This window comes from Alteromonas sp. DY56-G5 (genome assembly GCF_041414725.1).
GTDB lineage: Bacteria > Pseudomonadota > Gammaproteobacteria > Enterobacterales > Alteromonadaceae > Alteromonas > Alteromonas macleodii.
Genome location: NZ_JANHZQ010000010.1, coordinates 43,270 through 63,911, shown reverse-complemented (window position 1 = coordinate 63,911; position 20,642 = coordinate 43,270). Strand labels below are relative to the sequence as shown.

Genomic DNA, 20,642 nt, shown 5'->3' with positions numbered 1-20,642 from the left:
GAGGTGCCTTCTCTCTACCATCACTTTCAGTGATGCTTGTCTATTACAGCAATAATCGCTAATTTCGTAACAACTCATTAACAATGAATTGTGTAGGAATTACCGTGAGCAACGCTGAACAACAATTGCATTATTCTACTTGTACGCTTTGTGAAGCAATGTGTGGTATTGAGGTAGCGACGAAAGGCCGTCAAATACTGTCAATAAAAGGGGATAAAGAAAACCCATTTAGCCAAGGTCATATCTGCCCGAAAGCGAGTGCGTTAAAAGACTTGTACGACGATCCTGACCGCTTGAAGCGCCCGGTAAAAAGGGTACGAATTGACGGCGAGGCGAGTGCATCGGAAGACAGTGCATTGGAAGACTGCACCTGGGAAGAGATTTCGTGGGATGAAGCCTTTGATTTGGTCGCAAACAATTTACACCACATCCAGCAGGCACACGGCAATAATGCGGTAGGTGTGTATTTAGGAAATCCCAATGCGCACAATATGGGCTCAATATTATTCGGACCGTATTTCTATCGTGCCCTCAAGTCGCACAACCGCTATTCCGCTACCTCCGTTGACCAGTTGCCCCATCATATTGTTAGTCGACGACTGTTTGGTCATATCTCCCAAATTCCCATTCCTGACATTGATCACACGCAGCACTTTATGATCATCGGCGGGAATCCGCTGGCCTCTAATGGCAGCATTATGACCGTGCCAAACGTGAAAAAGCGTTTAAAGGGCATTCAAAAACGTGGAGGGAAGGTCGTCGTTATCGACCCTAAACGCAGCGAAACTGCCGATATCAGCTGTGAACATCACTTTATTCGTCCAGGCAGTGACGCGCTGTTACTGCTAGCTATGCTGCATGTATTGTTTGAAAAGCAGTTATACAAGGCGGATGAAATTTTACCTTATGCCGAGGATATAAAAGCGGTCGAAAAATACGTTCGCGATTATTCACCACAAAAGGTGAGCGAGCTCACCGGTATTACAGCTTCACAAATCACTCAGCTTGTTTTGGACTTCTGCAATGCTGAGTCTGCAGTTTGTTATGGAAGGATGGGGGCTAGCGTACAAGCGTTTGGTACGCTCACTCAGTATCTCATCATGCTGTTTAATATGCTCACCGGAAACCTAGATAAGCGGGGTGGCATGATGTTTACTCAGCCAGCCGCCGACGTATTACCTGTATCAGGCAAGGGCAGCATGGGCGGATTTACCTCTCGCGTAAGAGGGCTTCCGGCGTTTGCTGGTGAGTATCCGGTGGCGTGTTTAGCCGAGGAAATCTTAACCCCGGGAGAAGGACAAATTAAGGCCATGGTAATTGGTGCAGGTAATCCCGTGGTCACTACGCCAAATGCAGAACAGCTTGATAAAGCATTTCCTCAACTCGATTTTATGGTTGCGGTGGATTTTTACGTTACCGAAACCTCCCGACATGCAGATGTGATCCTTCCTCCGGTAACCGCGCTAGAACGCGACCACTACGACATTGTTTTTCACAACTTTGCCGTGCGAAATTTCGCTAAGTATTCGGAAGCGGTGGTGGACATTGACGAATACCAGCTTAGCGACTGGCAAATATACCTTTCGTTAGCAGAAAGGCTCGATGCGCTAAACGGAAAAAACACCGCACACTATGCTGCGCTTTGGGACAAGCAGCCTAAAGGTGTGGTCGATGATTTGTTGCAAGCAGGTCTTTATGGTCGAGCAGCAAGTAAAAAAGAGGGCGCTGATGCTAACTTAAGCGAAACTTCAACCGCTATCCCGGAAGGCGGGTTGTCGATTGATACGCTTAAAGCACACCCACACGGTATCGACTTGGGGCCACTACAACCGTCTTTGCCTCATGCCTTGTTCCATGAAGATAAGAAAATTCACTTAGACTTTGATTATTTCATGTCTGACTTAGACAGGGTTAACGCGCATTTCTTTGGGAAAGCGAACCATGGTACGCCGCAAAATCAGTCCGTCGTTTTGATAGGGCGCCGGCATATTAAAACCAATAATTCGTGGCTGCATAACAGCCCCCGTATGGTGAAAGGCAACAATCGGTGTACGCTGCAGCTTCATCCAGATGACGGGGCTAAATATGGCATTACAGATGGCGATGAAGTAAGTGTGAAATCGCGGGTTGGCCGGCTAACCATAGAGGCTGAAATCACAGATGCAATTATGCCCGGCGTGGTATCTATTCCCCATGGATGGGGGCACAACAAAAAAGGCATAAAGTTGTCTGTGGCAAGTCAGCACCCTGGGGTAAACACCAATATTCTTACTGACGATTTACAGGTGGACGAACTATCGGGAAATGCGGTGCTAAATGGCGTGCCCGTTGAGCTAGAAAAGGTAAGTTAAACACATAAAAAAGCCGGCATTAACTAATAAGCTAATGCCGGCTTTTGTGAGAAAGCGCTCAATTGAGTGCGTCTCTCTAGGTCATCGTTACAAACTCTTCTGCACTGGTGGGGTGAATAGCTACACACGCATCAAAATCAGCTTTGGTCGCGCCCATTTTTATGGCAACGGCGAAGCCTTGCAGAATTTCGTCCATGCCGTGCCCAATACCGTGAAGGCCTACCACTTTTTCGTCTTCACCCGCGCATACAAGTTTCATCTTGGTCATCTGACGGTGGCGGGTTACCGCGGTGTACATAGACGCAAAACTAGAGGTGTACACTTTAACGTTGTCTTCACCGTATTCTTCAATAGCTTCTGGCTCAGTTAGGCCAATAGTGCCAATGGGTGGATGACTAAACACAACGGTTGGAATAAGCGAGTAATCCATGTGAGCGTCTTTTTGGCCGTTGAATAAGCGTTCGCTTAGCAAGCGACCTGCTTTAACTGCCACTGGAGTAAGCTCTGCTTCACCGGTAATATCACCAACCGCGTAGACATTCTTTGCCGTGGTGTTTTGATATTTATCTACCTTAACCGTGCCGTTGTCGTTCAGTTCAACGTCGGTATTTTCAATGTCAATTTTGTCGGTAGAGGGTTTACGGCCAATCGCCCAAATCAAGCAGTCAGCTTTTAACACTTCGCCATTGGTTAAGTGTACCGATAGCTCGCCATCGTCAGCTTTTTCCACTTTCTCTACGCTAGCATGGTCGTGCAATTTGCAGCCTTCAGCGTGGATCATATCCACTAAGGTTTCGTGAATAATAGGGTCGAAATTTCTAAGCGGAGCGTGTTTGCGAACTACCAAATGCGATTCTGTGCCAAGGGCGTGAAGAACGCCGGCCAGTTCAACTCCAATGTAGCCTGCGCCAACCACGACAGCGCGCTTCGGCTGCTCTTTTAAGGCAAAGAAACCATCAGAATCAATACCGTACTCAGCACCTTCAATATCTGGGATGATTGGGCGGCCGCCTACAGCAATCGTAATATGGTCAGCAGTGTACTTTTCGCCGTTGACTTCTACCGTATTGTTATCGATAAACTTCGCGAAACCGCGAATTAAGGTAACGTCATTTGCGGTAAGAGCGCGGTCGTAAGAAGCATGAATACGCTCAATATAAGCCTGGCGGCTGGCAATTAGGCTGTCCCAGCTAAAGTGATTTACCGACAAATCGAACCCGTATTCAGGTGCATAGCGATGTATGGCTTCAGCCACCTGTGCTCCGTACCACATGGCTTTTTTAGGCACGCAGCCTACGTTCACGCAAGTACCGCCAATATCTTTCGCTTCAATGATGGCGGCCTTCTTTCCATGTTTAGCTGCACGGTTTGCAGATGCGATACCACCGCTGCCACCGCCAATACATATATAATCAAAATGTGTCATTCAAAAAGCCTTCTTTGTCGGTTAGGCGAACGTAAACGATAAGCATAAATGCCTTCGGAAGGTTCGCACAGCAAATCATTCTCTATCGGTCTTGTCATAAAGAGTAATCAAAAGACCGAGATTTGCTTTAGGGAATTTCATTTAGTTTATCAATGGGGACAGTGCAGCCTAATTAAAAGGCTAAGACAAAGCGAAGCATATTCAGGCATCGCTCATCCTGCCTTCAGCACGTAACCTGTAGAACTTATTCACTTATAGTAGCAGAAAGCTCTTCTGGTTCTATTTGAATACTAAACGCTTTTCCACGTTCTTCTTCAAAGTGTACGAGTTTTTGAATGGTGGCATCACTAAACACATGTCCCTCGGGAAGGATAAGGATGTGACTATCGTTATACAAATTTTGGGCTAGTACCATGCCTGCTTTGAGCTGCGAGGCTTTCAATGATGTAGAAAGCAGTTTAGATGTCGTTACATCTTCTGCTTCGAGTAACAGGTCCAAAAATTCACCGTCATAGCGGGTGTTTCTGTGCTTTTTCATTTCTAGTTTGGCATCGCGAGGGCTCATTTCGATACCGCTCATTCTGCCGGTTACTAAGCGCCAGTAATCTCGGGCTATGGCCAAGATACGCGCGCCAGCAGGAATTTCTTTTGCAACTTTGTTATACAAGCCTGAGCCATTATAGTGCTCGAACTGAAATTCAATAATGTCAGAAACTTGATGTAGTTCGTGAGCCGGAGCAAGTATTAACGCCGCCTGCTTGGTTTGCGATAGATAGTTTTGCTGCTGTTGATATTTAAGCTTTGAAAATGGCGCCTTAAAATCTTCGCTTTCAAGCCCTAGTAACCCAAGCTCGCAGATAAGGCCCGCATAACGCACCTGTTTGATTTCTTCTTTTTCTAACCGAGCAATACGCGCCAGTTTTGATGCCAACTCGCTAACCTCAATGGCAAACTTACCATTAATGTCAGGGTTAATGCTTATCACGTTGAACAGCACCTGCTCCATTGCAAGGTTGTGTTTTTCGATTTTATTTAGCGCCGCTTTTATTTGGCGCGTGCGCTTTTGAACCACTTGTTCTAGTGAGGCATTTACGTCACGTAGCTTTTTATTTTGCAGTCGTGTTAGTTTTTGTAGACGAAGGTTTTCCGCCTTTAACTTAACTCGTTCTAAGCCTTCTTCTACAACACCGATAAGCTCTTGGTTGTCCCATGGCTTTTGCAGGTAACGGTGTATCTTGCCTTGGTTTACAGCTTTAATTGTTGACTCAATGTCGGCATAGCCAGTGAGCACAACTCTAAATGTCTCGGGATAATTGATAGCGATCTGTTCGAGTAATTCCGCACCTGACATCTGTGGCATTTTCATGTCAGAAATAACTACGTGAACATCGTGTTTACTCATTAAATCTAATGCTTTGGCACCACTATCAGCAAGCAGTAAGGTGATGTCCATCGTGAACAGCGCACGCTTAATAGCGCGAAGGATATTCGGCTCGTCGTCGACAAATAGAACCGTGTAGGTCGTGGCTTGTTCTGTAGTAGGCTCTGTCATAAATTATTATCCTTATAAGCGACGTTACAACTATTACACGCAATGCTGCTTGATAACACTATTAGTTGATTCATCCTTCGCTCTCTAATGTTTTGTCTGAGTGTGAAACAAGGGGGAGCGCTAACGTAAATATGCTTCCTTCTCCCTCTTTACTGGTGGCTGAGAGCGTGCCGCCATGCTCCTGAGCAATGCCAAACGAAATTGAAAGACCTAAGCCAGTGCCTTGCCCTTCAGGTTTAGTTGTAAAAAATGGATTGAAGAGTTTGTCTAAATGACTTGATGGAATACCGCAGCCAGTGTCTTCTACACGAAGCTCGACAAACTTGCCCGCAGTACAGGTGGTAATAGTTACCTTACCGTTCTTACCCGTGCTCTCTATCGCTTGTCCCGCGTTAATGAGTAAGTTGGTAACAACTTGAGAAACCTTGCCTACATTCATAGCAACGTCAGGGACTTTGCCTAAATGCGTTTCAACAGTACAAATATACTTTAATTGGTTGTTCACCATGGCAAGGGTAGTGCGTACACAATCATTAATGTTGTGCTGCTGCATGTGATCACTGTCTACACGAGAGAATAGCTTTAACCCTTTTACAATTTCAGCAACCCGACTTAAACCGTCTTTCGAATCGCTGAGAAGGTCGGTGATATCTTCATTGATAAACGCCATATCCTGATTAGCTAACATTTTTTCTAGTTCTGATAAGGCAGAAGCACGCTTACCCTCGTCTTGCTCATTAAGCACCGCGTTAATTTGTGAGAATATCATTTGGTAGGTAGCAACGTACTCGCTTAAGGTGGATATGTTGCTGCTGACAAAACCCACAGGATTGTTAATTTCATGGGCGACCCCCGCTGCTAGCTGGCCAACTGACGCCATTTTCTCAGCTTGAAGTAGTTGTACCTGGGTCTCTTTTAGATCTTTATTGGCCTCTTGGAGTTGATAGTTTTTCTGATGCAGCAATGCGGTTCTATCCTGAACCTTTTCTTCAAGTAGCGTGTTAAGCTCTTTAAGCTCATCTTGCGCGTATTGACGCTGCGCATGTTCTTCTTTTAAACGCTCAACCAGTTGATTAAATGCCTCTGCCAGTTCGCTTAACTCATCAGTGCCGCGCACGGGAACAAAAACATCTTGATAGCTGTTGTTTTTCACTGCATCACCTAAACGTTTAGCGCCTTCGTGTAATTGATGAAGTTGCGACATCAGGTAAGAACCAAGTAAGTAAGAGCACAATCCGACCAAAATAAATTCTAGAAAAGCCAGTGTAACTGTCCAGTTTCTCACCCTTGATACAGATTCAGTTACTGAAGCAATGTTAAGCCCAATCTCTACATAGCCGTACAAAGTTCTGTTTACCATGATGGGGGCTCGGGTGTCGTAAATACCATCATCAGCGTCTGAAACACTTGTGTCGGCAGTAAAAGGCCGATTTAGTGCGTTGGTGTTACCCTTTTCTACGAAAACTCTACCTAATTTGTCTTTAACTTTGACGTAAGCAATATTGGGGTTGGTAAGAATTTCTGAGACGTCGGCATCTAGAGCTGCAAGGTCGTAGCTTAAAAAGGCATTTTTTGTCGTCGAAACAAAAAGGGCAACCGTGGTGTCGGCTGACTTCTTTATGTTACTGTCGACAAGGTCATTAAGTAGCTGAAACACCGTCACAATGAGCACTAGCAGCAAAAGCGCTGCTATTGATGCGATGCCTGTTATTGTTTTTATACGCAACGACAGTTTCATACGAGTCTACTCATAAATGCGGCCTCGATAGCGACGCTATTCCCAATGCTCTTACGTCGTCCCAATCACTGTCGTTTGACGCTATAAAGCCGTTAAATCCAATACCTTTTAAAATCCAAGACTTACTTGTGTCATTCGACAGAGCAAGTAATGCATTAAGAATAGCTTGTCTGTCAGCGAGTGCCATATTTGGATGGGTTGCGATAGCATGAGGCGTATAGCCTTTGCTCTTCCAAAGGACACGTAAATCTTGTTTAACGTCGTCAGGTGAACTGTCAAGCGTACGGACAATGCCACCCCCAGCATTGAAAAAGCCCCGTTGTACCGCGAGATACACAGAGTCATGAGAATTGACGTAGCGTGGTACAAAAGCAATTTTTTTCATCCGTAAGTGAGCGCTTGTGATAATTGTGGCAGCAAACGCAGCAGGCGCTGGGAAGGCTACTTCAGTACCGCTTAAGTCATCAAGAGAGCGTATGGGGCTGTCTTTACGTACAACAAGTAAGCCGCGAATTTCTTTATCGCGCTGGCGCGCAAGCGCGCGGTAGTCTGCAGATTCATTAAAAACCACAAAGTGGTAGGGGTTCATATAGGCAATATCATATTTGCCGTCGGCGAGATTCGCCTCAAAAGTAGGAATGTCTTTTGCGGTTTTAAAATCAATCTCAAAACCGGTGTAATTGCTCACATAGTCGATTAAGGGTTGCCATGTTTCAGCCATTTTCTTGGCAGACTGTTGAGGTACAACAGCAAAAGTAAGGGGTTTAGCATTTGTCGGTAATGCGCAAACACCTACAAGCAAACTTAAAAGAGCGAATCGCGATAACCAAGCCATAATGTCACTCCCTTTAAATCGATTTACATCGACATAAACTGCTCAAGGACCATTGTTAAGTCATGGTTTGAGAACGGCTTTTGTAAGGTGGCATCAGCCCCTATCTCAAGCGCGCGCTCCAGGCTAATTTCATCGAGTGCCGATATGACCACAATTTTGAGATCTTTATATTTACTTTGATCTCGCGTGAATTCGATAACGCTGTAACCGTCCATGCCTGGCATACTTAAATCGAGGGTCATGACTTTGGGCTCGTATTGGCTCAGCATAATCCCCGCTTGGAAGCCGCCTGTAGCGATATACGACTCATAACCCGCCCGTCTGGCCACGCGCTGAATAGACTTGGCAACTGGCATTTCATCGTCAACAATTAATATTGAGGGCGTGGCAATGCCTTTCAATGAATCGGGAATTGGCATGTCGTGTCGTTCAAGAAAGGCGACAAAATCTTCTACTAATACTCTGTTGTTTCCACGCCCAGGAAGTTTGAAGCCTTTCAGCTTGCCGCTTTCAATCCATCGAATTACGGTGCGCAGATTTACATCGCAATACGAGGCTATTTCGCCTGAGGTCAACGTTTTCATATCTATGCCTTGTAGATTTATTAATCGAAATTATAGACGCTGAACAGCGAAGGGACAAAGTAGACAAAAGGATGAAATGTGACATTTGTGACAGCGCTTAGTAGAGGTGGCTGTGTTGTTCAGCTTTTATGAGGGGCATTAAGAAAAACGGTGCAGCGGCATTCATTGAATTCGTAAATATAGGCAATAATCATGATCCATGCACGTTAACGGCTAGTAAGTTCAAAATAGGTCAACAGTGGCTAAAACAATAGCTTGCTTTTAATCAGCGAAGCCCCATCATTATTCTATCAAAGTGTTAAGAGTGAAAAAGATTATGACAACCCCTGCAATTGAAATGGTAGATGGTCTACCAATTTTTTCTGCTATTGAACCTGCCTCTATTAAGCCTGCAATTGAAAAAGCCATTGCGGCGTGCAAAAGCGAAATAGATGAGGTCGTGGCGTCGAAAGATTACTCTTACAAAAATCTAGTGCTGCGCCTTGAAGAGGTCGATGATCGTTTAAGCAAAATGTTCTCGCCGGTTTCTCATATGAATAGCGTGGTGAGCAGCGATGAATTGCGTGAAGCTCACGATGCGTGTTTGCCATTACTATCTGAGTATGGAACTTGGGTAGGCCAGCACGAAGGCCTTTACAATGCTTATGCTTCCCTCAAAGCGTCTGACGAATTTGCGACTCTAAGCGAAGAACAACAAAAAGTGATTGAAAACGCCGTTCGCGATTTCACCTTGTCAGGTGTAGCGCTTCCCGCAGAGCAAAAGAAGCGTTTTGCAGAGATTCAGGCAAAGCTTAGCGAGCTATCATCAACCTTTTCCAATAATGTGATGGACGCCACTATGGGCTGGACTAAACACATTACCGATGAAGCTGAACTTGCCGGTATGCCAGAGTCAGCCCTTGAAGCAGCGGCGCAAGCTGCGCACCAAAAAGACTTACAAGGCTGGTTGTTTACGTTAGACATTCCGTCTTATTTGCCAGTCATGCTTTACGCCGATAATCGCGAACTTCGCGAAGAAATGTATCGCGCCTATGCAACAAAAGCGTCTGATCAAGGCCCTAATGCGGGTAAGTGGGATAACACCGATATAATCAAAGAAACCTTAACGCTGCGTACTGAACTGGCTGAATTGTTAGGTTTTTCAAGTTATGCAGAGCGTTCACTGGCGACTAAAATGGCGGATTCTACCGATCAGGTCATCGGTTTCTTGCGTGATTTGGCGGCTAAGTCTAAGCCTCAGGCAGAGAAAGAGCTTGAAGAAGTACGAGCGTACGCGAAAGACAAGCATGGTGTCAGCGAGCTAGCGGCATGGGATTTACCGTATTACAGCGAGAAACTGAAACAGGAAAAGTACACGATTTCTGATGAAATGCTTCGCCCTTATTTCCCCGAAGATAAAGTGCTGTCTGGTTTATTCGAAGTTGTACATCGCCTGTATGGCTTAAAAATTATTGAGCAGCCTGGCATCGATACGTGGCATAAAGATGTACGTTACTTCACCATTACTGACGATGCCGATGTGATGCGCGGCAGCTTTTACCTAGACTTGTACGCACGAGCTAAAAAGCGTGGCGGCGCGTGGATGGATGAATGTCGCGTACGTCGTGAAAAAATGAATGGCGAATTGCAGCTACCCGTTGCGTACCTTACCTGTAACTTCAACGCACCTGTAGGGGATAAGCCAGCGCTATTTACCCACGATGAAGTGGTGACCATGTTTCATGAGTTTGGTCATGGGATCCATCACATGCTTACTAAAATGCGCGTAGCCGGTGTATCTGGTATTAACGGTGTGCCATGGGATGCGGTTGAACTGCCAAGTCAGTTTTTAGAAAACTGGTGCTGGGAAGAGGACGCGCTTAACTTTATCTCTGGTCACTATGAAACTGGCGAACCGCTTCCTGCTGATTTATTGGAGCGTATGCTTGCTGCACGGGATTACCAGTCAGCGATGCAGATGGTACGCCAGCTTGAATTCAGTCTTTTCGACTTCTTACTGCATAGCGAAAAGGGCAGTGAGGTAGACGTACAGGGCACATTGGATAAAGTGCGTGAAGAGGTGGCCGTGGTCATTCCTCCATCGTTTAACCGTTTCCAAAACGGCTTTGGTCACATATTTGCTGGTGGATACGCAGCGGGCTATTACAGCTATAAGTGGGCCGAGGTGCTTTCTGCCGACGCGTACAGCAAGTTTGAAGAGGATGGCATTTTTAACCGCGATACGGGCAAGGCGTTCTTAGAAAACATTTTAGAAATGGGCGGCAGTAAGCCTCCTATGGACTTGTTTGTTGCTTTTAGAGGGCGCGAGCCCCAAGTTGACGCTTTGCTTCGTCACAGCGGTATTAAAGGCTAGGCACACATGAAAGAGTCTAAGTTAGAGTCTTTTCAATCTATCTACCGCCGAGCGTGCGAGCGCAAAGGCGGTGAAAGGGTGCTTGAAGCCATGCTCCAAGCACCACTTTCTAAAGCGCAAATTGAAGCAATTCCTGACGACCGTTTTTTAGCGGCGATGACCAAAAAAGTGTTCCAGTCGGGCTTCGTGTGGCGAGTTATTGAGCAAAAGTGGCCCGACTTTGAAACCGTATTTTTCGGGTTCGACATTGATAAAGTGTTGTTGATGCCCGATGAAATGCTAGAGCAAAAAGCGTCAGATAAGCGCATTGTTCGCAACTATAAAAAAGTGATGACAGTGCGTGACAATGCCATGATGATCAAAGACGTAGCCCTGGAGCACGGTAGCTTTGGTAAGTTCGTAGCAGGCTTTGAAAAAGACAATATCACAGAGCTTTGGGCGTTTTTGAAAAAACGCGGTGCGCGATTAGGTGGCAACACCGGCCCCTACATGCTTCGTGCACTCGGCATAGACACGTTTTTATTCTCTCGTGACGTGGAAGATTACTTGCGAAAGAATGAAATTATCGACGGTGGCTTAACCTCGAAAAAGTCGCTGTCGGCGGCCAATGCGGCATTTGCGCAATGGCATGAGGAAAGCGGCCGTTCATTGCAAGAGATCAGTGCCATTGTTGCCTATAGTTGGGGCACAAACAATCAGGTAGCGTAGAGCAAGCTGCTCTAGCCTTCTAAACAAGCGAGCTTGTGCCTTGCAGGCTCCGCTTTTGTGAAGGTCAAAGGCTTGATTTACATCAGGAGACAGTCAGGCATAAAGCTTTTGCTTGAGCACACAATCCTATACACTTCGGCATTAATAAAAATATTCAAATTACAGGACTGTCATGAGCGACAATCAAACTCCCGCTACGCAAGCAGACTCTGCAATCGACAATGCTACTGAGCATACAACTCACTTTGGTTTCAAACAGGTGGATAAAGGGCAAAAAGCCTCTTTAGTTGCTAATGTTTTTGACTCTGTTGCAGCAAAGTACGACGTAATGAACGACCTTATGTCGATGGGAGTGCATCGTTTATGGAAGCGTTTCACAATAGACTGCAGCGGTGTTCGCGCGGGCAATAAAGTATTGGATATTGCCGGTGGTACTGGCGATTTAACCGCTAAGTTTTCACGTTTGGTAGGGCCGACAGGACGCGTAACCCTTGCAGATATCAACTTGTCTATGCTGAAAGTCGGCCGTGATAAGCTGCGCGACCGCGGCTTGGTAAGCAATATCGACTATGTGCAAGCTGACGCGGAAGCACTGCCTTTCCCCGACAACCACTTTGATGTGGTGACCATGGCATTCGGCCTTCGCAACGTAACGGAAAAGCAAAACGCGCTAAATTCTATTTTTCGCGTGTTAAAGCCAGGCGGCCGTTTACTGGTATTAGAATTTTCTAAGCCTACGTCAGAGCAGCTCAGCAAACTTTACGATATGTACTCGTTTCACATTTTGCCAAAAATGGGTCAGCTAGTGGCGAACGATGCAGAAAGCTACCAATACCTTGCGGAAAGCATACGTATGCACCCAGATCAAGAAACCTTGAAGGGGATGTTCGAGCAGGCTGGCTTTGAGCAATGTGATTACCAAAACCTGACTGGCGGTATTGTAGCGCTACATAGAGGTTATAAGTTTTAATGCCTACTTCTGCGCTGGTTACCGCAACGGCTGAATCGGTTTTAAACAAGTTGCTGTCTTTAGACGAAGACAGCGAAGCAAGGCTAAAAGCGCTTGCTGGCGCCAGGCTTACCGCGTTCATTTCGCCGCTTCCTTATGGTATTACGCTGTCGTTTTCTGACCGTATTGACGTACTCAGCGAACAAGGCTCGTTTGAAGACGCCGTTGCGTCCCTTGGACCGAAAGACTGTTGTATAAAAACGTCGCTACAAACCTTGCCAGAGTTAAAAGAAACCAGTCAATTGACTCGTCTTATTCAGCAAAAGGCCCTCTTTTTGGAAGGAGAGCTCAATGTTGCTCAGCAGGTCAGTGCCTTGTTTCAGCAGCTCGATATCGACATTGAAGAGTTGCTGGCACAAAAGACCAACGATGTTATTGCCCATCAGACCGTGAAAACGGTGAAAACCGTGCATGAGAAGTCGATGTCAGCGCTAGCGTCCATGGCGAAGGTATTCGGCAACGCCGTAGTAGAAGAAAAGCAGCTTGCTGCACACAAGCTGGCGGTTATGCACTTTAGTGACGAAGTTAATGCGCTTCGCGATCGAGCAGAAAGTGCCGATGCGAGACTGCGCCGCCTAGAAGAAAAATTTAAGTAAGATTGAGAGAAACAGGCTCATAAATGCGTATTGTTAGGTTATACCGAATTAACAAGGTATTGTTGGAACACGGCTTAGACGAACTTATTCCAGCAAAGTGGTTACCCTGGTACGCGCGGGCTATGCGTCATACCATTTTTTGGGTGCGAAACAAGCACAAGGGCAAGTCAGCCGGCGAGCGTATTACCCTTGCACTACAAAACCTTGGGCCTGTTTTTATTAAATTCGGCCAGATGCTCTCTACCCGCCGAGACTTGCTTCCCCCTGCCATTGCTAACGAACTTGCCCGTTTACAAGACAAAGTTCCGCCGTTTTCATCTGACGCCGCACAAGACATTATCAAGCAAGCGTTGGGGCTTTCTGATTTAAGCGAATTATTCAGTGAATTTGAAAAGGCGCCGCTGGCGTCGGCCTCTATCGCCCAAGTTCACGCAGCAAAGTTAAAGCATAACAATGAAGACGTTGTGGTAAAGGTGTTGCGCCCAGATATTCGCGATACCATCGTGGCGGACATGGAGCTATTGTTTAGCTTGGCTAACGTGCTTCAACGCTGGCTTCCTGATGGCAAACGACTGCGTCCTGTCGAAGTGGTTGTGGAATACCGCAAGACCATTGTTGATGAGCTGGATTTACTGCGTGAATCTGCAAACGGTATTCAGTTAGGGCGTAATTTTGAAGGTTCAGACGCGCTTTATGTACCTAAAATTTACAGTGACTATTGCCGCAGTAATGTGTTGGTTATGGAGCGTATTTACGGTCTGCCAATCTCAAATATAGACGCATTACTTACCCAAAATACCAATATGAAAAAATTGGCCGAGCGCGGTGTGGAAGTATTCTTCACTCAGGTATTTCGCGACAGTTTTTTCCATGCAGACATGCACCCGGGCAATATATTTGTATCTACCGAACACCCTGAAAACCCCAAATATATCGCCATCGATTTTGGCATTGTGGGTACGCTCAATCGTGAAGATAAGCGCTATCTGGCCGAGAACTTTATTGCCTTCTTCAACCGCGACTATCGCAAAGTCGCGCAGCTTCACGCCGACTCAGGTTGGGTACCGCAAGATACCAATATCGATGAATTCGAGATGGCCATCCGCACGGTATGCGAACCTATATTCCAAAAGCCACTTGCTGAAATTTCCTTTGGTAACGTGCTGCTGCAGCTATTTAATACGGCACGACGTTTCAATATGGTCGTGCAGCCACAGCTTGTGCTACTGCAAAAAACATTGCTGTATATCGAAGGCTTAGGCCGTCAGTTGTATCCTCAGCTCGACCTTTGGAAAACCGCTAAGCCGTTTCTTGAAAACTGGATGAAAGAGCAGATTGGCTTTACCGCCATGATGGGGAAGGTGAAAGACAACTTACCTTTCTGGTCTGAAAAACTACCTGAAATGCCAGACCTGCTGTACGACAGTTTACAGCAAATGAAGCGCTTGCCATTGCAACAACAAAGGGCCCATTTGGCACTGCTCCAAGAGCAAAAGAAAACAACTCAGACCACTCACTTGAGCCTAGTAGGGGCAACCTTTGTACTGATGTCAGCTATATTGCCAATGTATGATTTATCCTGGTATTTCCCAGCAAGTACGGGTGTAATTGGCGCAATTTGTTGGTATTTAGCGTGGCGAAAAGGGCTGTGATTTTTGTTACGCTGCGGTGAAATATTTATGAATTCCGTAGTTAATTAATTAATTTGTATAGTAATCGTCCCGAAGAGTGTTATAGTGGATACGGCTCTAAGCCAAAGTCTTTAAATAGACGCGATTTTGTATTATTTGCTATATGTAAAACCACTCGAGTTACCCGGTAATTTGTTGTAAGTTGTTTGTCCATTCGTAAGTAAGACCCAATACTCCGCCAATTTAAAGACTCTAAAGAACTTTGTTACACGCGCTTATGCGCAATTTAATACGATATTTGAGGTCTATACGACATGTCTAAAGTTACAGGCACAGTTAAGTGGTTCAACGCTGATAAAGGTTACGGTTTTCTAACTCAAGATAACGGCGGTAAGGACGTTTTCGTTCATTTCCGTGCGATCATCTCTGACGGTTACAAAACGCTTCCAGAAGGTCAGCGAGTAGAATTTGAAGTTGAAGAAGGTCAAAAAGGTCTTCAAGCTGCTAACGTGCAAGCTATCTAAGAATTCAAAAACGGCGGTCATTTGACCGCCGTTTTTCTTTCTAATGTCTGTATTTCCGCACTCACGCTAAACGCGCGCCAAAGCTTTTAGTGCATAAAGCTTTTAGTCCATATCGCTTTGGTATATATCATTTTTAACGTATAACGCTTTTCATCAATAGCTAGTCTACTGCGTCGCTATCGCCATCCTCTCTCGGCTACACCACATAAGCACTCGTTCACCCCAATAAATTTGAAGCTCGCAGCATATTCCTAATATCAGTACGCCACGGTATTGCGTAGTCATAGCGTTTAATGCTTTACTCATTACAACGCCCATTTGGGTAATACCAGTCCGCACAGTTAATTACCCACTCAGCGAGACTCAAAGTGTTCGTAATCGCGGCGATAAATACGTCTACAGGGAGTGCTTAATGCGCATAACATCAACTATTCGATCTTCATTGGCCACCGCGCTACTTATTCTAATTTCAAACCTTGCTTATGCTGCTCAGGCAAATGGACAAGTCGATGATCAGGGTGTTTTAGGAATGGTGCTTAATACCGAAATCCGTATGGCAGACGTCGTGCCTAGTGAAGAAGAACGTAAAAACTTGAAGCTGCAAGCGAAAGACAATTACGCAGGTATGCTTGATTATGTGGTCCGTGTAAATGCGTCTAACAGAATCTATGAGCTTGTTTTAGAGGACTATGCAAAACAAAAAGGCATAACGGTTAATCAAACACTGGTAAGCAAGTTTATCGAGAAGTTTGAAGGTCAGGTTTCAAGTGAAACGGCCGCGAAACCCATTAAAGAGATAGCGGCCAAGCAGGTTATACAGTTTCAAACAGAAAAAGCGATGTATGAAGAGTTTGGAGGGCGTGTTATCTTTCGCCAGTCTAACCCGCAAATGCCGATTGACGCTTACAATACACTGCTATCTCGCTATCGCGATGCAGGTAAACTTAGCATAATAGACGAGGACTTGCGGGATGCATTTTGGGATGTATTCACGCCTCCCTTTCAGTACGAAATTGCACCAGAAAATGTCGACTTTACTCAGCCTTGGTGGCTTTAAATAGCCTCCATAAAAGTAAAGCGCCTGACGTAATTCGCTGAAAAACTGAGAACATGGAAATAAAGGGCAACATCTCACTATGCGTAGCGAAAAAACAAGCGGTATAGACACAATAGATAAAGCCATTTTGGCCATGCTACAGAATAACGCTGACACGCCTGTCGCAGAAATCGCTGAGCAAGTTGGGCTTACGGTAACGCCCTGCTGGCGGCGTATTCAAAAGCTAGAAGAGAAGGGCATAATCTCTAGGCGAGTAGCGCTGTTGCAAGCAAAACACCTGGGGCTGGCCATGACCGTTTTCGTGCAAGTAAAAGCGGGCAGACATGATGGAAAGTGGCTGGCAAGTTTCGCCAAGCACGCCGCGTCGTTTGATGAAGTTGTTGAATGCTATCGTATGTCTGGCGAATACGATTACCTGCTAAAAGTCCTCGTTACCGATATGGATTGCTTTGATCATTTTTATAAGCGATTGGTTAACGGTATAGAGTTTTCCGACGTCACTTCAAGCTTTGCAATGGAGCAGATTAAGTACACAACCTCGGTACCGCTTAACCATATTTAACTCCCTCATAATTAGCGTTGGTTTCTCAATACTTTCGGTGATAGATGAGGCAACTTGCAGTTGAAGACACTAAGTAATACCAGTCCGCATAGATCATTACCCACTCAGCGAGAGTTAAAATGTTCGTAATCGCGGGCGTGTTACCGCAGGTATAGTGGTTCTACATCAAGGTGACACAACAAAGAGTACGAACATTTTAAACTCGCCCTTCGGGAAGGTCTGGCAAGCTTCCTAGCTTCATTCTGGGAATTTGAAAGGGAACAGCCATTCCTGCATTCCCACGCTTTGCTAGGAAACTTGCCAGCGCCTTCTGAGTGGGCAATTTTCTAAGCGGATTGGTACAACATAAATTCGATAACTTCCCGATTAAAAATCTGAAAGAAAAAAGCAACCGTAGCGGTCTATTTTTGTTCAATTGTAGGAGAAGTAAATTTTGTCCTACCACGAATAGAAAAGGGTGCAGAGACGTGCGACAAGTATAGACGTGCCCCTAAATAATATGGGGCTTATATGTTTAAAACCATCAAGCAAAGAATCTTGCTCGGTTATCTTCTCGTTGTAATTGTGTCGCTCATCGCGGCAATTGTATTGACAAAGAACAACGCCAATGTCGAAAACTTAGTAGAAGCCTACGTGGCTGAAACATTACCCTCGTTAAGCGCTATCGATGATATACAAACTCAAAGTAAAGAGCTGGTGCTTATCGCGTATTCCTTATACGGAACCACAATAAATAGTCGCGAATATAACGGACAGAAAGACCTGCTCGTCGACGAGACCAACGCCAAATTTTCCCGATTCAGCTATATGGGAAGCGATGCCGCTCAAGAAAAATTTGATGTACTGGTTGCGTCAGCTGCGTCTTTACAGCAAACGATGTCAGCAACATCTATAGATTGGGATATTGCACGGGAAAATCTTCAAGTTATTACCCAAGCAGCATCTGAACTAAATGCACTTTTAACTGGGGTACGCTCGGGTGTTGAGCGTGCTGCGAACTCTCGAACCATGGCTATTTCTGCTGAACTCAGTGTGAGCCAGTTCACTATCTACAGCCTAATCATATTGCTACTGGCTGTATCCATAATGGGCTACATACTTGCTAAGCGGAATATCGCAAGTCCTATCGAAGAGATGGCTAAGAGGCTTGACGATATTGCAAAAACACGCAATTTACAGTCACGTCTACCTACTCAAAATTTACAAGAACTCCACGCGATAACGCATAGCGTTCAAGGTCTACTAGCCGTATTTCACAAGGGAATGACTGACCTTCAACATGCAGTGAATGACCTGAACCACTCATCACAAACACTTAACAGTGCAACATCACACTCTTCAACCGCTATTCTAAGCTTTCAAGGAGACATCAAGCAGCTAGTGTCAGTCATGGACAATCTGTCTGATGAAATGGAACAAAGCCTTACTCTATCTATAAAAGCTGCGGAACAAGCGAAAGGTAGTGCCCACCAGATAGCGCAAGGTAAGGTGGATGTGGAAACCACAGCGCGCGCCATCTCTGATTTAACCCTAAATATTGATAAAACTGCTTCTACGTTAGATAAGTTGCAAAGTGATGGAAAAAACGTATCGAGTGTGGTGAAAACCATTGCTGAGATTGCTGATCAAACTAACCTATTGGCACTTAATGCTGCAATAGAAGCGGCAAGAGCAGGAGAGTCGGGTAGAGGTTTTGCGGTGGTGGCGGATGAAGTGCGTACGCTAGCATCAAGAACTCATCAATCGACAGTTGAAATTAATGCCATGTTAGAAAAAATAGTGCAGTCAATTCGTGATTCTGTACAAACTATGACTTCGAATAAAGACAAGGCACACAACGCATTGGGGCTTGCCAATGAGCTGGTGATTACGTTGGAAGACGGACGCAAAAGTGTTTTATCGTTAGTTGAGGTGAGCAATGAGGCTTCGGCTCTTGTACAACACGCTAAAGATCAGGTGCAAGTTGCACGCGAAGGGGCACTAGATTTTCAAATGCTGGGCGATCAAGTAAAAGCCGCGAATACCAATGTGAATAGTGAAGCGAAAAGCTTATTCAGCCTGGCTGAGAACCTTCAGGAAAACGTTAATAGATTTAAATTGAGCTAAAAAAATGGGGCCGGTTTGACGGGCCCCATATAAATTAATGATTTTGGTCTTCAACGTGCTGGTCGGCAAATATCTTGGATTTCTTTTTGATTTTACATCCTAAGATACGCTGCGCATTTTTACGGCCGATATAGTGAGCGACTGTGTAGGGGTGCGCGCGCTTGAAGAACCGTGAGAACGAATGGAATACATTTTCCATGGTATTGGCTCCTTCTATTAAAAATTGCCCCAAATAAAATATAGTAATATTACAGTTTGATGTCAACAAAATATTTAACGGTAAGTAACGTTTAAATTTTGATCACACCTTAAGGGTAGACTAGCTAAAGCTAAACATCCTCTAGTCATTGGTATACATTGTTCGAGGGAAAGGATCATATTTTGATCGCAGGTTTTCAGATCGAGTTCGTGGATTGGGGATACTGGTCGCCGCAAATGCCCCGAGCACAGGAAAGGCGTCGGGAACCGCAAGAAACTCGCAATGTACAGCGTTTAGTATAGCGCTGAATAGAAAGTGAACACCATTGAATTTCAATGATGTTCACTATTGTTTCAAGTAATTGGGATCTGCTGCGATCCCATTAACAAAAGCTAGTAGTAAGAAAGCTTCTCTGATTTACCGGAGAATATCTTATATACCATGGCCGTATAAGCCAAAATAATAGGTACTACAATAACTACGCCAACAAGCAAGAAGCGCAGAGAGCTTGCATCACTAAGCGCGTCCATCACCGTCATCTGTCCAGGGATGATAAACGGATAGTAGCTTATGCCAAATGCGGTGAAACAAAGTAAAAATACTAGAAGAGCAATAAAGAACGGAAGCCATTCGCCTTTCCCTTGTGCATCAGGCAGTTTTTTAAGCAACACACCACATAGTGCTAGAAGCGCAAAACACGCTACTGGAATAGCGAAAAGCACATAGCCCCAAGGAGCAGACAACCATAAGTCTCGTACGTCATCGTGTAAGGTTAGGTTTGCGATACTTACCGCGACAATCCCTACTGCCAGTACCCCTAAACCTCTTCTGGCCCAGTAATACGCTTTTTGTTGAAGCTCACCTTCGCCTTTAAGTATTAACCAGCACGAGCCAATAAACGCATAAGCAGCCGTAACACCAAATGCAGCGAGAAGTGCAAAGCCTTGCGCCCAAATATCTGTGCGAAGCCCCGTCACGTATATACCCAACATATACCCTTGAGCTAATGTGGTTAACAGCGACCCGTATTTGAATACCATGTCCCATTTACGCTTTTTCACCTGCACAACCTTGGCGCGAAAATCGAACGCTACGCCGCGCAAAATAAGCCCTAATAACATGAAGGTGGCTGGCAAGTACAAGGTTTGTAAAAACTCACTATGGGCTTCAGGGAAGGCAACAAGCAGTAGACCTATGGCGAGCACAAGCCACGTCTCATTAGCATCCCAGTAAGGCCCTATGGAGGCTATCATGTCATCGCGAAACGCTTCTGTTCTTGGCGGAATAAGCACACCCACACCCAAGTCGTAGCCATCTAAAATGGCGTACAGCAATACAGATAGACCAAGTAAACCCACATAAATATTTCCGAGCATTTCTGCTGATACGTTTTCAAACATGTTTGCTCTCC

At 45.3% G+C, this 20,642-nt stretch carries 18 protein-coding genes; 10 read left to right on the top strand and 8 right to left on the bottom strand.

Annotated elements, in window-relative coordinates; all coding sequences use genetic code 11:
• The first annotated feature begins 104 nt into the window (after window positions 1-104).
• Window positions 105-2,351, top strand: coding sequence for a molybdopterin-dependent oxidoreductase (locus tag NO989_RS07190; protein WP_171337413.1), 2,247 nt, complete (start codon window positions 105-107; stop codon window positions 2,349-2,351).
• A 76-nt stretch (window positions 2,352-2,427) separates the two neighbouring features.
• Here NO989_RS07190 and gorA read toward each other — a convergent pair whose 3' ends face one another.
• The 5 genes from gorA to NO989_RS07165 form a co-directional block, all read right to left on the bottom strand.
• Window positions 2,428-3,777, bottom strand: a complete 1,350-nt coding sequence (gene gorA, locus NO989_RS07185; RefSeq protein ID WP_014980462.1) for a glutathione-disulfide reductase — start codon at window positions 3,775-3,777, stop codon at window positions 2,428-2,430.
• 244 nt (window positions 3,778-4,021) lie between these two features.
• The gene (locus NO989_RS07180) at window positions 4,022-5,329 is read right to left on the bottom strand and encodes a response regulator (protein ID WP_371342318.1); all 1,308 of its coding nucleotides are present in this window, start codon (window positions 5,327-5,329) and stop codon (window positions 4,022-4,024) included.
• A gap of 70 nt (window positions 5,330-5,399) precedes the next feature.
• A complete protein-coding gene (locus NO989_RS07175; protein ID WP_371342317.1) occupies window positions 5,400-7,067 on the bottom strand; it encodes an ATP-binding protein in 1,668 nt (555 codons plus the stop codon).
• Between the two features lie 10 nt (window positions 7,068-7,077).
• Window positions 7,078-7,902, bottom strand: coding sequence for a phosphate/phosphite/phosphonate ABC transporter substrate-binding protein (locus NO989_RS07170; RefSeq protein WP_371342316.1), 825 nt, complete (start codon window positions 7,900-7,902; stop codon window positions 7,078-7,080).
• Between the two features lie 23 nt (window positions 7,903-7,925).
• A complete protein-coding gene (locus tag NO989_RS07165; RefSeq protein WP_014977552.1) occupies window positions 7,926-8,486 on the bottom strand; it encodes a response regulator in 561 nt (186 codons plus the stop codon).
• Between the two features lie 316 nt (window positions 8,487-8,802).
• On the opposite strand from NO989_RS07165, the gene prlC reads away from it, so the two are divergent.
• The 6 genes from prlC (at window position 8,803) to NO989_RS07135 (ending at window position 15,307) form a co-directional block, all read left to right on the top strand.
• Window positions 8,803-10,839, top strand: coding sequence for an oligopeptidase A (gene prlC, locus NO989_RS07160; protein ID WP_039233979.1), 2,037 nt, complete (start codon window positions 8,803-8,805; stop codon window positions 10,837-10,839).
• A gap of 6 nt (window positions 10,840-10,845) precedes the next feature.
• Window positions 10,846-11,547, top strand: coding sequence for a DNA-3-methyladenine glycosylase I (locus tag NO989_RS07155; RefSeq protein WP_014977550.1), 702 nt, complete (start codon window positions 10,846-10,848; stop codon window positions 11,545-11,547).
• A 172-nt stretch (window positions 11,548-11,719) separates the two neighbouring features.
• On the top strand, window positions 11,720-12,517 hold the full coding sequence (gene ubiE, locus NO989_RS07150; RefSeq protein ID WP_014950941.1) for a bifunctional demethylmenaquinone methyltransferase/2-methoxy-6-polyprenyl-1,4-benzoquinol methylase UbiE: 798 nt from the start codon (window positions 11,720-11,722) through the stop codon (window positions 12,515-12,517).
• A complete protein-coding gene (locus NO989_RS07145) occupies window positions 12,517-13,152 on the top strand; it encodes an SCP2 domain-containing protein (RefSeq protein ID WP_014980457.1) in 636 nt (211 codons plus the stop codon). The genes ubiE and NO989_RS07145 overlap by 1 nt, the downstream gene beginning before the upstream one ends.
• A gap of 23 nt (window positions 13,153-13,175) precedes the next feature.
• Entirely contained in the window at window positions 13,176-14,804 is a 1,629-nt protein-coding gene (ubiB, locus tag NO989_RS07140) for a ubiquinone biosynthesis regulatory protein kinase UbiB (protein ID WP_014980456.1), read from the top strand.
• 293 nt (window positions 14,805-15,097) lie between these two features.
• On the top strand, window positions 15,098-15,307 hold the full coding sequence (locus NO989_RS07135) for a cold-shock protein (protein WP_012519905.1): 210 nt from the start codon (window positions 15,098-15,100) through the stop codon (window positions 15,305-15,307).
• A 165-nt stretch (window positions 15,308-15,472) separates the two neighbouring features.
• Here the strand turns inward: NO989_RS07135 and NO989_RS07130 are convergent, their stop codons facing one another.
• The gene (locus tag NO989_RS07130; RefSeq protein WP_156086993.1) at window positions 15,473-15,613 is read right to left on the bottom strand and encodes a hypothetical protein; all 141 of its coding nucleotides are present in this window, start codon (window positions 15,611-15,613) and stop codon (window positions 15,473-15,475) included.
• Window positions 15,614-15,719: 106 nt separating this feature from the next.
• Between NO989_RS07130 and NO989_RS07125 the strand changes: the two genes are divergently transcribed.
• The 3 genes from NO989_RS07125 to NO989_RS07115 all read left to right on the top strand — a co-directional run bounded on the left by NO989_RS07125 (window position 15,720) and on the right by NO989_RS07115 (window position 19,032).
• Window positions 15,720-16,364 carry a hypothetical protein gene (locus tag NO989_RS07125; protein WP_371342315.1) on the top strand — a complete coding sequence of 215 codons (645 nt, stop codon included), beginning with the start codon at window positions 15,720-15,722 and terminating at the stop codon, window positions 16,362-16,364.
• Between the two features lie 79 nt (window positions 16,365-16,443).
• On the top strand, window positions 16,444-16,926 hold the full coding sequence (locus NO989_RS07120; RefSeq protein WP_014950937.1) for an Lrp/AsnC family transcriptional regulator: 483 nt from the start codon (window positions 16,444-16,446) through the stop codon (window positions 16,924-16,926).
• A gap of 510 nt (window positions 16,927-17,436) precedes the next feature.
• Window positions 17,437-19,032 (top strand): methyl-accepting chemotaxis protein, encoded by a 1,596-nt coding sequence (locus NO989_RS07115; protein WP_371342314.1) that lies wholly within the window; start codon window positions 17,437-17,439, stop codon window positions 19,030-19,032.
• A gap of 34 nt (window positions 19,033-19,066) precedes the next feature.
• Here NO989_RS07115 and NO989_RS07110 read toward each other — a convergent pair whose 3' ends face one another.
• Complete coding sequence (locus NO989_RS07110) at window positions 19,067-19,231, bottom strand: hypothetical protein (protein WP_014950935.1); 165 nt, start codon at window positions 19,229-19,231, stop codon at window positions 19,067-19,069.
• A gap of 392 nt (window positions 19,232-19,623) precedes the next feature.
• A complete protein-coding gene (locus NO989_RS07105; RefSeq protein WP_283629398.1) occupies window positions 19,624-20,631 on the bottom strand; it encodes a cytochrome d ubiquinol oxidase subunit II in 1,008 nt (335 codons plus the stop codon).
• Window positions 20,632-20,642 lie beyond the last annotated feature (11 nt).

Coding starts and splice junctions, on each gene's coding strand:
- gorA (WP_014980462.1), bottom strand. CDS start 3,777: ATGACACATTTTGATTATATATGTATTGGCGGTGGCAGCGGTGGTATC.
- NO989_RS07180 (WP_371342318.1), bottom strand. CDS start 5,329: ATGACAGAGCCTACTACAGAACAAGCCACGACCTACACGGTTCTATTT.
- NO989_RS07175 (WP_371342317.1), bottom strand. CDS start 7,067: ATGAAACTGTCGTTGCGTATAAAAACAATAACAGGCATCGCATCAATA.
- NO989_RS07170 (WP_371342316.1), bottom strand. CDS start 7,902: ATGGCTTGGTTATCGCGATTCGCTCTTTTAAGTTTGCTTGTAGGTGTT.
- NO989_RS07165 (WP_014977552.1), bottom strand. CDS start 8,486: ATGAAAACGTTGACCTCAGGCGAAATAGCCTCGTATTGCGATGTAAAT.
- prlC (WP_039233979.1), top strand. CDS start 8,803: ATGACAACCCCTGCAATTGAAATGGTAGATGGTCTACCAATTTTTTCT.
- NO989_RS07155 (WP_014977550.1), top strand. CDS start 10,846: ATGAAAGAGTCTAAGTTAGAGTCTTTTCAATCTATCTACCGCCGAGCG.
- ubiE (WP_014950941.1), top strand. CDS start 11,720: ATGAGCGACAATCAAACTCCCGCTACGCAAGCAGACTCTGCAATCGAC.
- NO989_RS07145 (WP_014980457.1), top strand. CDS start 12,517: ATGCCTACTTCTGCGCTGGTTACCGCAACGGCTGAATCGGTTTTAAAC.
- ubiB (WP_014980456.1), top strand. CDS start 13,176: ATGCGTATTGTTAGGTTATACCGAATTAACAAGGTATTGTTGGAACAC.
- NO989_RS07135 (WP_012519905.1), top strand. CDS start 15,098: ATGTCTAAAGTTACAGGCACAGTTAAGTGGTTCAACGCTGATAAAGGT.
- NO989_RS07130 (WP_156086993.1), bottom strand. CDS start 15,613: ATGAGTAAAGCATTAAACGCTATGACTACGCAATACCGTGGCGTACTG.
- NO989_RS07125 (WP_371342315.1), top strand. CDS start 15,720: ATGCGCATAACATCAACTATTCGATCTTCATTGGCCACCGCGCTACTT.
- NO989_RS07120 (WP_014950937.1), top strand. CDS start 16,444: ATGCGTAGCGAAAAAACAAGCGGTATAGACACAATAGATAAAGCCATT.
- NO989_RS07115 (WP_371342314.1), top strand. CDS start 17,437: ATGTTTAAAACCATCAAGCAAAGAATCTTGCTCGGTTATCTTCTCGTT.
- NO989_RS07110 (WP_014950935.1), bottom strand. CDS start 19,231: ATGGAAAATGTATTCCATTCGTTCTCACGGTTCTTCAAGCGCGCGCAC.
- NO989_RS07105 (WP_283629398.1), bottom strand. CDS start 20,631: ATGTTTGAAAACGTATCAGCAGAAATGCTCGGAAATATTTATGTGGGT.